The sequence below is a fragment of the Caballeronia sp. genome (genome assembly GCF_049581465.1).
Taxonomy (GTDB): Bacteria; Pseudomonadota; Gammaproteobacteria; order Burkholderiales; family Burkholderiaceae; genus Caballeronia.
The window spans coordinates 1-13,224 of the sequence record NZ_JBAUSA010000324.1; the positions used below are offsets into that span (position 1 = coordinate 1).

A 13,224-nucleotide genomic window follows, 5' to 3' on the forward strand; every position below is an offset into this window, starting at 1 on the left:
CGTCTGTAGCTTGGGAAGCTACGGTAATGGCCATTATACGACGCCCGCAGAGAACGAGATTTTACGCGGGAAGCCACCCCCACCGCAACTATTCATCCGGTCGCGGTAGCACAACCGGTCGGAATCAGATGCCGAGCATGGTCATGCTGACGGCCAGCCGCGTGACAATAATCAACAGCACCTGGACGATCACGAACAGGAGGATCGGCGAAAGATCGATCCCGCCCAAGCGCGGCAACACCCGGCGCAGCGGCTCGAGAAATGGCGCGGTGATCTGGTAAAGGATCGGCATGGCCGGCGACTGCGGGTTCAGCCACGAGAGCAACGCCATCAGGATCGTCACCCAGATAATCAGGTTGAGCGCCCACTTGATGACGGTGATGATCGCGACCACCAGCAAGGTCGGCAGCAACGCAACCAGGCCGGCCGGATCGACGCCTGAGACCAGCACCATCAAGATCACGAACACAATCGCGCAGAGAATCGCCGCAACAATGCTCGCCCAGTCGATAGTGCGCGTCGTCGGCAAAATCTTGCGTAGTGGCAGGATGAGCCAGTTGGTCGCTTGCATGATCGCATTGGAAACCGGGTTGTAGGGCGGCAGGCGGACGACTTGCATCCAGGCGCGCAAAAGAAGTGCGGCGCCGAACAGCGTAAAGACGGTGTTAAGCAGAAAACGGGCGATCTCGCCAAACATCTCAATTCCTTTTATTAGGGATGGCGCGGCTCTTGTGGCCGCGCGGTTTGACACGGGTGTTGCTAACAATCTGGGGAAGCGTGTGCTCAGGTGCCGGCGCGCCGATCGCTGATCAGCACGATGGGAGGATCTCCGTCAGAATAGTTCGGAAGATCGGCTGCGAACAGCTTGCCATGCGGCTGGATCGCGGCCTTGAAGGCATCGACGGAATCGAACAGCGTGTGGCCAATCGCCACGAACGCGGGCGCCGGTCCCGCCGCCAAGCCGACGTCGACCGACCAGCCCTTGAGGGCGTCGCCCAATTTCTCGGCTACCATCGGCATGTGCGTGTTGCAGTAGTAGTCGATGTCGAACCGGCCATTCTCACGATACGCATATAAAAAGCTGACCTTGATCATTGTTCGTTCTCGTAGCTTGGATGTCGTGGCGTCGAGCGACGCCGCATGATACTTGGCCCACAGCCTCGTTGCCCTTGAGGATACCGGCGCCAAACCCTCGGCGGCTTTGCCACTCGGGTGCGCCGGGCATCACGATATCATGGCTTAATCGCCGCTTGGGTCGCTGGCCGTACGCTCGAAGCGTGGTTGACGTCGCATCGTGGCAAGTCGGCGGCTCTGAGCGTCGCTGCGATGATGGCTTAAGCGTTGGTGCGGGCGACCGACTTCAACGTCAGGTCAATGGCCTCTTCCATAGCATCGAGCGAATCGGGATCGGGCGGCAAGGTCCGACGTCTAGCCAGCGCAATAGCGCGCCGTGTCATCAGTGCATAGAGCGTGGCGTGATCGCCGCCGAGCCGTTGCATCAGCGCCAGTTGCTTGGCCACAATCCCCGCGTCCCCACGCGACACAGGCCCGGCGAGCGCGCCCGACAAGCCCTTTTCACGCGCCGTTTCGATGGTTCCGGCCAGCATCGGCAGGATCGCGCGCAACGCGTCGGCTTCGTCGAAACCCAGTTGTTTCCAGAGTGTCGTGGTCTCCGAGAGTGCGCACAGCGCGAAGCTGGCCGCGTAGTGTGCAGCTGCGTGGTAGAGGAGGCGGCCACCGGGCGGTATTAACAGTGGATAACAGCCGAGCGCCACGGCCAACGCCGCCAGCGTGTCGTGCAGTGGCCCGCTTGCTTCGATCGTGACCGAGCATCCGGCAATGCGGGCCTGGTCGCTCGGGAGCCCGCCAAACAGGAACAATGGGTGAAATCCACCGATATCGACGCCCGGCGCGGTCGCGGGCGCCAGGGTATCGACGGGCGTGGCCCCACTGCAATGCACGACCGCATGCGCGCCGCCCTTGGCCGGATCGAGCCGCAGAGCGTTCGCCGCCGCACCGATGGCGTCGTCAGGAACCGTTAGAAAGAGGATGTCGACGTGTTTTGCGGCTTCGTTTGCGTCGGACACGACGATACAGCCGGGCAGAGCGTTCGCAGTTTCATGTGCCGATACAGCCGAACGGCTAGCGATGGCGGTGACTGGATAGCCCGCTTTCGACCAGATGGCCGCCAGGCAACGCGCGACGCGACCGGCACCGACGAAGCCCAGGCGCGGCGTCGTTGAATTAGGCATGATTTATGCTCCAGTAAAGTTGTGGCGCGACGCATTTTTGCGTCGGGCGATGCAAACGCCAAGTATCGCGCGATGGTGACGACCGCCAAGTGAGGCTCATGTCACGATCGACGGCGATCTTGCAAGGTTCGAGCGACATTCTCTCGGGCCTCGACATTTGGATTGGCGTTCGCGCCAGTGCTTGTTTTGCAACGTTCGGGGGTCGACATGAGTATTTTTGCCTATCGAAAACATTTGCGGTTCCTTAGTCGCGTGCACCGGCGTCAATGGTGGGACCAGCGCAAGCGGCTGACACCGCGCGTGAGTATCAGCGGGGCGTATGTGCCGCCCAGCGTCTCGCGCGAATTCGCCTATGTAAAAGTGGGCTGAACGCGGGCGCGCTGAAAGCGCGTGTAGATTTGGGAAAAAGCCCTGTCGAGCGAATGCGCCGACGGGGCTTTCTTTTGGGCGCGACGAGTCGTACGACAGGAAATTGTAATGAATCATTTCTTTGGTGACATTTGGGCCGGGCGCGTTGGGCCGAAAACCGGGATGCGCTAGGCTGGCAATGCGGCCCGGCAAGCTCGACCGACTTGAAATTCTCTCGCCTGCTCCCAAGTGAAGTCGTACGCGCATTGCAATTTGCAACAAATGCTGACCTCGCGCGTCAGGGTTTTTAGCTACATTGAAATCATGTCGACGCAGCGACCCGTCACGTGTACGGGTCTGCGGCCAGGAGAAGAAAAGTGAAAAAAATCGTACCGTTTTTAGTCGCTGCAGCCCTTGGCGCAGGACTCTCGAGCGCCGCGCAGGCGCACGTCACTGTCGGGATCGGAATTGGCGTGCCGGTTGCGCCCGCTTATCCCGTTTATGCCGCGCCTCCGCCGGTGTATTACGCCCCTCAGGGGCCCGTGGTATATGCACCGCCGGTGGTGTATGCCCCGCCGGCCGTCGTGGTGGGCGGCTATTACGGTCGGCCCTATGGGGGCGGCTATTATGGTTACCGGGGTGGCTACTACCGTGGCGGATACGGCTATGGCTATGGCGGCCGCTGGCATCCTTAAGCCGCTCTAGACCAGCGCTTGTTTGATAATCGGCGTAACGCCAGCACATGCTGACGCTGCGCCGTTTTTTTGCGCTGGCGTTTCACCGACGAGGCGAGAGCACGACTCGGCGGGTTCGCCGATCTCACTGTTAGATACGAGAAGCAGTGCCCACGATCAAGTCGCGGTACCCATCCACAATTACGCTGTACGCGAAGTAAGCGAACAGGATCGCCGAAAAAACGTGGCATGTTCGCAGCAAACCGGTACCTGCGCGTTTTCTCCCGTGGCTTGCGAGCGCGCAGATAAACAGCGTCCAGCCAAGGCCGCCGCAAAAGAATCCGCTGAGGAAAACGAACGCGCTCGCCGGACTTGTCGCACCGGCTTTGGCGATGAGCGCCCCGCCTACGGCCGCAAACCAGAGGATTGCGCTCGGCGATGAAACGGCCAGGAAGGTTCCGCGCAAGAGACTGCTCAGATGTGCGGGCTTTGGCGTGGCGAGATCGGGCTCGCCTTCGACGGGTGGCGCCGTAGCGGGATACAGCGCTTCGCGCGCCATCTTCCATGTCAGCATCAACAACACGATTGAGCCTCCGATCCACACGATCCAGCGCACGGACTCGAATTGAAGCAGCGCCGCCATGCCCGCGAGCGCGAGGGCGGCGTAGATGAGGTCCCCGATGCAAGTACCCAGGCCAAGCATCAGGCCGGGCTTGAAACCATGCGACAGCGTGAGCGAGATGATGGCGACGTTCGCGATGCCGATGTCGAGACACAGCGACAGCGACAAAAAAAATCCATCGGACAGCAATGATGGCCAGGGATGCATCTGGCTTTTCCTTTAGCGAGGGCGGGGATGGTTCTGCTAGCGGCGAGTGTGGGAGAGAGCGGAGCGGTTCTGCTTGCGGCAAGCAGAAGGACTCTACCTATACCGACACTCAGCACTACCAGCAGAACCGTCCTGATCGTCCTTGCCTAAAGCCCCTCGAGCGGCGCATCGACAACAAGCCGTCCCGTTTCGATCCCCATGGTGTTGCGCAGTACGGGCCTGCGATACGTATCGAGTCGATTGCGCTGCGCTTCGGTGCCGATCCCGAGTTGCCTCAGCACGTCCGTCACGATTGCGTAGAGCACGGTGGTGTTGCCATCCTCGACCTTCACCGCAATGCCGATCGTCCCCGTCGGGTGAGCAGCCCCCTGGCGCACGCCGATCGCATAACTCGCATCGGCGCCCACTTTGCCGACCAGGTCGCCATCGAAAGCGCGCATTAACGCGGTACAAAACCGGCCTTCGCCCGCGACGAGTTCCGGATACATCGTCATCGCGCGATAAATCCGGGCAAGCGCGGCCTGGCGACCCGTCGGTTCGGCCTGCGCACCGGCGTCCGCGATTTTCGCGTATAGCCGCGCCAGCCGGTCGAGAGGAAACGCGGGCGTGGGCAGGTTGCAACCATCGATTGCCCATTGCACGCCGTCTTCTGGCAAGTCGCACAGCTCGGCGACGGTCCGTTTCACGCGAACCTGCACCGGATGGTCGGGCAAGTGATAGTCCGCGATAACCGCGTCCAGCGCCCGCGCGGCCGCCAGCATTCCCGCGTGTTTGCCGGAACAATTGCTGCACCCGCTAGTCGGCGTGAAGTCGCGCCTGATCCAGTCCTTCCAGACCGCGTCCGACAATGGCGCGTGAGCGCCGCATCGAAGGTCGGCTTCGGTTGCACGCGACTTGGCAAGCATCGCCAGCGCGCGCTCCACATGCCTCGGCTCACTGTTATGCGAGGCGCACATCAAGGCGAGATCGGCATCGTCGAAATCGAAACGATCCAGCGCGCCGGTTTCAACCACCGCCAGCGCCTGCGCGGGCTTCGCAGCGGAACGCGCGAGCGTCATGCGCGTCGGGTCCCCGAACGAATATAAAAGTGTGCCGCTGGCATCGACCACCGCGACATGCGCGGCGTGCGTGTTCTCAACCGACTCCCCACGATAAACCGTCGCAGCAATCGTCATTTTCGCGCGCCTCCGGAAAAGCCAATCTCATCCCACAGCGCATCGACGCGGCGCTTCACCGCGTCGTCCATCACGATCGGGCGGCCCCATTCGCGATCGGTCTCGCCGGCCCATTTGTTGGTGGCGTCGAGTCCCATCTTCGAGCCTAACCCCGCCTTCGGCGACGCGAAGTCGAGATAGTCGATCGGCGTGTTGTCGACGAGAACCGTATCGCGTGATGGATCGATACGGGTGGTGATCGCCCAGATCACCTCCTTCCAGTCGCGGATATTCACGTCGTCATCCACGACGACAATGAACTTGGTGTACATGAACTGTCGCAAGAAGCTCCACACGCCGAACATCACGCGCTTTGCATGCCCCGGATAGCTCTTCTTGATCTGCACGATCGCCATCCGGTAGCTGCAGCCTTCTGGCGGCAGATAGAAGTCCGTGATCTCGCTGAACTGCTTCTGCAACAACGGCACGAACACTTCATTCAACGCGACGCCGAGAACGGCGGGCTCGTCGGGCGGCTTGCCGGTGTAAGTCGAGTGATAGAGCGCGTCGCGACGCATGGTGATCTTTTCGACCGTGAAGACCGGAAACCACTCTTGTTCGTTGTAGTACCCGGTGTGGTCGCCGTACGGGCCTTCGAGCGCATGCTCATATTTCGCCGACGCACCTTTGGACGGCCGTGGCGGAGCGCCGTCGGGCGCCGAGGGAACGGGACCGTCCTGCGGATAGATGAACCCTTCCAGCACGATCTCGGCACGCGCCGGAACCTGCAATGTATCGACGCCCGGCGTGAGGCATTTCGCCAGCTCAGTCTTCGCGCCGCGCAGCAAACCGGCAAACTGGTATTCGGACAACGAATCCGGCACCGGCGTTACCGCGCCTAGAATGGTCGCGGGATCGGCGCCGAGTACAACGGCCACTGGATACGGCTTGCCGGGATTGGCTAGCGCGAATTCGCGAAAATCGAGCGCGCCGCCCCGATGAGCGAGCCATCGCATGATCAGCTTGTTACGCCCGATCAGTTGCTGCCGATAGATACCCAGGTTTTGGCGCGCCTTGTTCGGCCCGCGCGTAACGGTCAATCCCCAGGTGATGAGCGGGCCCGCGTCGCCGGGCCAGCACGTCTGGATGGGCAGCCGCGCGAGATCCACGTCTGGCCCTTCCCAGACAATTTCCTGGCAGGGCGGCGAACTGACCGTCTTGGGCGCCATGTCCCACACGGCCTTAGCCAGTGAGAACAGCTTGCCGGCGTCCTTCAAGCCCTTGGGCGGCTCGGGTTCCTTCAGCGCGGACAGTAGCCGTCCAACATCCCGCAGCGATTCGAGCGCGGCCGTGTCGCCGAGAAGGCCCGGGTCACTAAGCGCTCGAGCGTCCGTTTCGATACCCATGCCCAGCGCGACGCGCCGGGGCGTGCCAAAAAGATTGGCAAGCACCGGCATGGAATGCCCCGTTGGCGTCTCGAACAGTAAAGCGGGGCCGGCCGAACGCAACACGCGATCGGATAGTTCGGTCATTTCAAGGACGGGAGACACGGGCTGGCTGATACGGCGCATTTCGCCGAGCGCTTCGAGTCGGGAGGTAAAGTCGCGCAGGTCTTTATATTTCATCGGCGAGGCGGGAGGGAAGGGTTGCGCGAATCAGCGGCGAGGCCCGTTGCGCGGGGCGATGTGGCCCTGCTACGCGCGCGGAGCGTCGATTTTACCTGCGTCCAAGTCGGTGCGTCAGAGCACACATCGTCACAATTTCAATTTTTCCGCTGGAAGACCGCTCTGTAGGCGGCTTTACATGCTATGAACAGTGTTCATAATAACCAAAAGTCATAGCTTTTAATGTTTGCAGCATTGACGGATCATTTAACCCTGCTAGAATCCATCGGCATTGACAGCAGGAATTGAAACTCTTAACTACTGCCTCTGGCCACTTGAAACAAGCGTCGTGCGACGCTTTCACCTCGAAATCTTCAGGTGAATCAAGGCTTTGGCTTTATTGCCGGCGCTCTTCTTCGCCGGTTTTTCGCGTGGAGCACCGTTGCGCGCCCCGGCACTTTTTTCGTGCTGCGCGCAACCGGAAACGATCTATTCCGGTCCGGTCTCCCCAACGGTCTGCACTACGGTTTGTACCGCGGTCTGTGCCTTTTTCCCGATATCGCTCGTGGCTACTACAGAGCAGGCGGTGTCGATTTTTGCTCTTGATAGCCGCCTTTTGCGGCTTTCATCAGCGGAAATCAATGCAATTTGGGAGCATCCAATGAATGCTTGGTTGTCATGGCGTACCGATGCTCGCTGGGCGCTGTATTTGCGCGCCTTGCTGCGTCGAGCCAGACGTATGAGTAATACGATTTTTAGCGTGGTTGGTTGCGCGGCGGTCCTCACCGCACTCGCGCTCTGGCTCCTCCCAACCTGGCGCGGCACCTTCGCAGCGAAGATCATGCCGCTCGTCTCCGCCGCTGTACAAGCGGGCCCGGCTCGGCTGCTTTCCGGCAATCCGTTGCCGCCGTTTGCCATAGGGCATCGGCAAGAAGAAGAACTGCGTAATGCCGAACCCGTCTCGCTGGGCGCAGCGCCGTCCGATGACGACAGCACGCGCAAGCTGACCGGGGGCATCAGTCTGGCGGTTGCTCCGAACGGGCTCGATCCGCGCACGCTTCCTACCGTCAGCACGCTGGTCAGTGCCATTTCGTCGCAACCCGTAGTCGCCGATGCCCGTGACGACCGCGTGCTGGTCTCGACTCGCGAGCAGAACCTGGTGGCGAGCTACATCGCGCGGCGGTATCACGTGGCGCAGGATCCGGTCGGCGAGCTCGTACGGGCCGCATTCGATACCGGACGTGAAGTTGGCCTCGATCCCCTGTTGCTGTTGTCCGTGATGGCAATCGAGTCGGGCTTCAATCCGTATGCGGAAAGCGGTGTTGGCGCGCAGGGCCTGATGCAGGTCATGGCGAAGGTTCACTCCGATAAATTCGAGTACTTCGGCGGCTCGCATGCAGCACTCGAACCGCTCGCGAACATCAAGGTCGGCGCGCTCGTGCTGAAGGATTGCATTGCGCGCGGTGGCTCGGTTGCAGGTGGATTGCGTTTCTACGTAGGATCGACGGCGCCGGACGACGGTGGATACGGCGCCAAAGTGCTGGCCGAGCGCGCACGTTTTCGCGATGTCGCCCGCGGTCGCAACGTACCGATCGTCACGCCGCAACCGCCGGTGCAGTCCGCGCCGAAGCAGGTCGTGGCGTCAAACGGACCGACCGACAAGCGTGTACACGTGACGCTCGATGGCGCTTCCGCGATTTCCGCACCGGCCAAGGCGGCCGCTCCGCAGGGCGCCGATCGCAATGACGCCGACAATGATGCCCAAACGAAGCACGTGGCATCGGCGGAACTGGGTGCTTGAAACCGGCGTGTTTGAAAAAAGTTAGCGCAACAAAAAGGGCACCCGGTTGGGTGCCCTTTTTGTTGGCGGCGCGTTCGTTTGCGTTCGCTTGCGTTCCCTTCTCAGACCCGGAATAGCGTTCCGAGCCGCTGCACAGCTTCTTCCAGCTTCGTGTAGGCGGTTGCGTACGACAATCGGATATAGTCCTGCGGCGCGTGAAATCCGAAATCCGTACCCGGCACTAGCACGACACCGGCGTCATACAGCATGGACCGGGTGAGCGCGTTGCTGTTGCCTGCGTCTGGATGCGCAACATGCCGCGTGTCAGCGTAGACGTAGAATGCGCCGTCCGGCACGACGGGTACTTCGAAGCCGAGCGATCGCAACGCCGGGACGATGAAGTCGCGCCGCCGCCCGAATTCCTGTCGGCGCGCTTCGTAGATAGCCAAGGTTGCGGGCTCGAAACAGGCTAGCGCGGCGTGTTGCGCCAGCGCCGACGCGCAGATGAACAGGTTCTGCGACAACTTCTCCATCGTCGCGACCATCGACGGCGGGACGACCAGCCAGCCAAGTCGCCAGCCCGTCATGTTGAAATACTTCGAAAAGCTGTTCACCGTGACCACGTCGTCACCTAGCGACAACGCCGACACCGGCTTCGCGTCGTAACTCAAGCCTTGATAAATCTCGTCTACGATCGTGAAGCCGCCGTGCGCACGCACTACGTCGACGATTTTCGCAAGTTCGTCCGGGGCGATGGAGGTACCGGTCGGATTGGAAGGCGACGCCAGCAACACGCCGCGCGTAGCCGGTGTCCAGTGCGTTTCCACCTGTTCTGCAGTCAATTGAAAGCGCTCGGCTGGACCGCTGGGAATGAGGACCGGTGTTCCGTCCGTGGCCGCCACGAAATGGCGATTGCACGGATAGCACGGATCCGGCATCAACACCTCGTCCCCGCGATCGACCAGCGCCGTACACGCCAGCAAGAGTGCCGCCGATGCACCCGCCGTCACCACGATGCGCGCCGGATCGATATCGAGGTCGAACACATCGCGGTAATGACCCGAAATCGCCTCGCGCAACTGCCCGAGTCCGAGCGCGTTCGTGTATTGGGTGACTCCACGGCGCAAGGCGTCGGTCGCCGCGGCGATCACGGGTTCCGGCGCCGTGAAATCAGGCTCGCCGATCCCCATGTGGATGATGTCGCGCCCCGCGCGTTCAAGCGCTTGAGCTTCCTTGGCGAGTTCCATTACATAAAACGGCTGGATTGCGTCCACGCGAGCTGCAAAGCGGGGCAGCGCGAGCGCATCAATGGCGGTGTTCATTCGGCGGGGAAGGGGAAATAAGGGGAGAACCGGGCAGGCGCGCTGCCCGGCTTGAATTACCTGCGGATTAGCCGCGACCGCGCGCTTGCGCTTCGGTCGGGCGGAGTTGCACCGCAAGCTTGTCCAGCACGCCGTTCACGTACTTATGGCCATCCGAGCCGCCAAAGGTCTTCGTCAGCTCGATCGCTTCGTTGATTACCACGCGATACGGAATGTCGAGGTGATGCTTGAACTCGAATGCGGCGACCATCAGCACCGCGCGCTCCACCGGCGAGAGCTGGTCAAGCGGTCGGTCGAGACACGGTTGCAACTCGGCGTTAATCGTGTCGGCTTCCTTGATTACACCGTACAGGATCGCTTCCAGATGCTCCTGGTCGGCTTTGTCGAAGCCTTGCGCGCCGCGCAACTGCTCTTCGATTTCGCTACCGGGCGCAGTTGAAAGCAGCCATTGGTAAAGCCCTTGCGTCGCGAGTTCACGCGAGCGGCGTCGAGCGCTCTTCATGCGCGATCCTCGTCTTCTTCGTCCTCGTCGTCGCCGCCGAGTTGTTCCAGTGCGACCGAAAGATTGGCCATTTCCACAGCCACGCGAGCTGCATCGCGGCCCTTTTCCGTCATGCGGGCGACGGCTTGCTCGTCGTTTTCCGTGGTCAGGACGGCGTTCGCGATCGGCGTGCCAAAATCAAGGGCGATACGCGAAATGCCCGCGCCACTTTCATTCGATACCAGCTCGAAGTGGTACGTTTCACCGCGAATCACGGCGCCGAGCGCGATCAGCGCGTCGAACTGGCCCGACTCTGCCAGCTTCTGCAGCGCCAGCGGGATCTCGAGCGCACCGGGCACGGTCACGAGCAGCACGTCCTCACCGACCACGCCAAGGCGCTCCAGTTCTTCAGTACAGGCATCCACGAGTCCATTGCAGACCGGTTCGTTGAAGCGCGATTGAACGATGCCGATACGCAGTCCGTCGCCGTCGATATTCGGTTGATATTGTCCGATTTCCATTGTTTATCCGTTTTCAGTATTCAGTAGGGTGTGTGGCGCGGGTCAGACCGAGCGCAAATGCGCGGCGGTTGCGGCGTCGGTCGCGGGGTTGGCCGTTGCGGACGTGGCAGGGCAACCGGGCATCGGGATAAAACCCGTCACTTCGAGGCCATAGCCCGACATGCCGCCGAGCTTGCGCAGATTCGACAGCACCTGCATCTTGCCTACGCCCAGGTCCCGCAGGATCTGCGCGCCGATGCCGTAGGTCTTGAAGTCGACCGGACGACGTTTCAGTTCCGCCGCCTTGTCTTCGCGCTCGAACGCCTGGAAGACATCGACAAGATGTTCCTTCGTATCGCCGCAATTGAGCATGACGATCGCACCCAGGTCGCGCGACGCGATTTCCTTCATGGCGGCGTCGAGCGTCCACGAATGAGTCGACGTGTCCACTTCGAGCAAGTCGAGCACCGACAAGGGTTCGTGCACGCGCACCGGCGTTTCGGTTTCCGGTGTCGGGGTTCCCCTCACTAGCGCGATGTGCGGCGAGCCGCTCGGCTGGTCGCGGTACAGCACTGCGCGAAAGGCGCCGTGCACCGTCTGCATGGTGCGTTCCGCCACCCGCTCGACGATCGATTCCGTGCGCGAACGGTAGTGAATCAGGTCGGCAATCGTGCCGATCCGCATGTCGTGCAGCGCAGCGAATTCGATGAGATCGGGCAAGCGGGCCATCTCGCCATCGTCGCGGATGACTTCGCAGATTACCGCGGCCGGCGTGAGGCCTGCCAGCGCCGTCAGGTCGCAGCCCGCTTCCGTGTGTCCCGCACGCACGAGCACGCCGCCCAGTTGGGCCATGATGGGAAAGACGTGACCCGGCTGGACGATGTGCTCGGGCTTTGCGTCGGGCGCAACCGCTGCCATGATGGTGCGAGCGCGGTCGGCGGCGGAAATGCCGGTTGTTACGCCTTCCGCCGCTTCGATGCTCACCGTAAACGCCGTACCGTATTGCGTGCCATTGCGTTGAGTCATCAACGGCAGGTTCAACTGGCGACAGCGTTCTTGCGTCATGGTCAGGCAGATCAACCCGCGACCGTAACGCGCCATGAAGTTGATCGCTTCCGGCGTCACGAATTCGGCGGCGATCACGAGATCGCCCTCGTTCTCGCGGTCTTCTTCGTCGACGAGAATCACCATACGGCCTGCTTTCAGCTCCGCGATGATCTCTGGAGTAGAGGCGATCGTCATGTGCAGTGTCCGTCCGGTTCGGGAAAGGGCATATTTTACGCCACGGCTGATTGCCGCGGGCTCAATTCGCCGATTCGGGCGCGAACGTTGGTCATCAGGCCAGGTTTAATCCGGCTGCCGGACCAGTCATGCAGAAGGTGTCGTCTTGGGCACGCTCAGGATTCGTTCCACGTATCGGGCGATCAAATCGATCTCCAGATTGACCTTCGTGCCCACTTTCAAGTGCCGCAACGTGGTGACTTCGACCGTGTGCGGGATCAGGTTGATCGAAAATTCGCAGCCGTCCGGCCGGTCATTTACCGTGTTCACCGTCAGGCTCACGCCGTTCACCGTCACCGAGCCCTTATACGCCAGGTATTTGCCGATATCGGGAGAAGCAAGGATCCGCAATTCGTGCGATTCGCCGACGGGGGCGAAATGCGTCACTTCCCCCAGGCCGTCGACGTGTCCCGACACCAGATGTCCCCCCAGCCGGTCATGCGCGCGCAACGCCTTTTCCAGATTGACGTCGCCTGGAACGGACAGGCCTGCTGTCTTGTTCAGGCTTTCGCGCGAGACATCGACGGTAAATGAGGTTGCTGACTTTGAAACCACGGTCATGCACGCGCCCTGGATGGAGATGCTGTCGCCGAGTTCGACGTCCCCGAGCTCCAGGCCTCCCGACGCCACTTCCAGACGAACGCCCGAATCGGCATCGGTGGCGCTGCCGAGCGGCGTAACTGCTTCAATGCGGCCGACCGCCGCGACAATTCCAGTGAACATCGATCGAGCTTCCGTAAAAAGTGAGTGAACCTAGGTCAATAACGCCGGGTTGTTCTTGGCAACCGCGAAGCGCGCCAGGATGCGCAAGTCGTCGCCTATCCGGTCGATGCGATGAAAACGCAGGTGCGTGCGCGCGTCGAGCGAATCGGGTGGAGCGAAGTCGAACATTCCGGGCGCATTGCCCAGCAGGCTAGGCGCGATATAAATCAGCAATTCGTCGACGCAACCTTCGCGCAGCAATGAGCCGTTCAGCTTGTGGCCCGCTTCCACGTGCAG

The 13,224-nt window shown here is 61.4% G+C and carries 15 protein-coding genes; 3 read left to right on the forward strand and 12 right to left on the reverse strand.

Annotated elements, in window-relative coordinates; translation table 11 throughout:
* Positions 1–124: 124 nt before the first annotated feature.
* From WCA53_RS08005 to WCA53_RS08015, 3 genes are all read right to left on the reverse strand, one after another.
* Positions 125–697 carry a YggT family protein gene (locus tag WCA53_RS08005; protein WP_423907738.1) on the reverse strand — a complete coding sequence of 191 codons (573 nt, stop codon included), beginning with the start codon at positions 695–697 and terminating at the stop codon, positions 125–127.
* An 86-nt stretch (positions 698–783) separates the two neighbouring features.
* A complete protein-coding gene (locus WCA53_RS08010; protein ID WP_423907740.1) occupies positions 784–1,095 on the reverse strand; it encodes an EthD family reductase in 312 nt (103 codons plus the stop codon).
* 239 nt (positions 1,096–1,334) lie between these two features.
* Positions 1,335–2,252, reverse strand: a complete 918-nt coding sequence (locus WCA53_RS08015; protein WP_423907743.1) for a Rossmann-like and DUF2520 domain-containing protein — start codon at positions 2,250–2,252, stop codon at positions 1,335–1,337.
* A gap of 207 nt (positions 2,253–2,459) precedes the next feature.
* Between WCA53_RS08015 and WCA53_RS08020 the strand changes: the two genes are divergently transcribed.
* Positions 2,460–2,621, forward strand: a complete 162-nt coding sequence (locus WCA53_RS08020; protein ID WP_423907745.1) for a hypothetical protein — start codon at positions 2,460–2,462, stop codon at positions 2,619–2,621.
* Between the two features lie 356 nt (positions 2,622–2,977).
* Positions 2,978–3,295, forward strand: coding sequence for a hypothetical protein (locus WCA53_RS08025; protein ID WP_423907747.1), 318 nt, complete (start codon positions 2,978–2,980; stop codon positions 3,293–3,295).
* Between the two features lie 130 nt (positions 3,296–3,425).
* Here WCA53_RS08025 and WCA53_RS08030 read toward each other — a convergent pair whose 3' ends face one another.
* The 3 genes from WCA53_RS08030 to WCA53_RS08040 form a co-directional block, all read right to left on the reverse strand.
* Positions 3,426–4,103, reverse strand: coding sequence for a LysE family translocator (locus WCA53_RS08030; RefSeq protein ID WP_423907749.1), 678 nt, complete (start codon positions 4,101–4,103; stop codon positions 3,426–3,428).
* A 146-nt stretch (positions 4,104–4,249) separates the two neighbouring features.
* The gene (locus WCA53_RS08035; protein ID WP_423907751.1) at positions 4,250–5,278 is read right to left on the reverse strand and encodes an asparaginase; all 1,029 of its coding nucleotides are present in this window, start codon (positions 5,276–5,278) and stop codon (positions 4,250–4,252) included.
* Positions 5,275–6,882, reverse strand: a complete 1,608-nt coding sequence (locus tag WCA53_RS08040) for a UbiD family decarboxylase (RefSeq protein WP_423907754.1) — start codon at positions 6,880–6,882, stop codon at positions 5,275–5,277. The genes WCA53_RS08035 and WCA53_RS08040 overlap by 4 nt, the downstream gene beginning before the upstream one ends.
* Before the next feature lie 640 nt (positions 6,883–7,522).
* Here WCA53_RS08040 and WCA53_RS08045 point away from each other — a divergent pair.
* Positions 7,523–8,662 (forward strand): transglycosylase SLT domain-containing protein, encoded by a 1,140-nt coding sequence (locus tag WCA53_RS08045; RefSeq protein ID WP_423907757.1) that lies wholly within the window; start codon positions 7,523–7,525, stop codon positions 8,660–8,662.
* Positions 8,663–8,763: 101 nt separating this feature from the next.
* Here the strand turns inward: WCA53_RS08045 and WCA53_RS08050 are convergent, their stop codons facing one another.
* The 6 genes from WCA53_RS08050 to WCA53_RS08075 form a co-directional block, all read right to left on the reverse strand.
* Positions 8,764–9,963 carry a pyridoxal phosphate-dependent aminotransferase gene (locus WCA53_RS08050; RefSeq protein WP_423907759.1) on the reverse strand — a complete coding sequence of 400 codons (1,200 nt, stop codon included), beginning with the start codon at positions 9,961–9,963 and terminating at the stop codon, positions 8,764–8,766.
* Between the two features lie 67 nt (positions 9,964–10,030).
* On the reverse strand, positions 10,031–10,465 hold the full coding sequence (gene nusB / locus WCA53_RS08055; RefSeq protein ID WP_423907761.1) for a transcription antitermination factor NusB: 435 nt from the start codon (positions 10,463–10,465) through the stop codon (positions 10,031–10,033).
* On the reverse strand, positions 10,462–10,965 hold the full coding sequence (gene ribH, locus WCA53_RS08060) for a 6,7-dimethyl-8-ribityllumazine synthase (protein WP_423907763.1): 504 nt from the start codon (positions 10,963–10,965) through the stop codon (positions 10,462–10,464). Before ribH ends, nusB begins: the two co-directional genes overlap by 4 nt.
* Before the next feature lie 42 nt (positions 10,966–11,007).
* A complete protein-coding gene (gene ribBA / locus WCA53_RS08065) occupies positions 11,008–12,186 on the reverse strand; it encodes a bifunctional 3,4-dihydroxy-2-butanone-4-phosphate synthase/GTP cyclohydrolase II (RefSeq protein WP_423907765.1) in 1,179 nt (392 codons plus the stop codon).
* 126 nt (positions 12,187–12,312) lie between these two features.
* Positions 12,313–12,948 carry a riboflavin synthase gene (locus WCA53_RS08070; protein ID WP_423907768.1) on the reverse strand — a complete coding sequence of 212 codons (636 nt, stop codon included), beginning with the start codon at positions 12,946–12,948 and terminating at the stop codon, positions 12,313–12,315.
* Between the two features lie 30 nt (positions 12,949–12,978).
* The coding region (locus WCA53_RS08075; RefSeq protein WP_423907771.1) for a RibD family protein at positions 12,979–13,224 on the reverse strand (246 nt) is incomplete at its 5' end.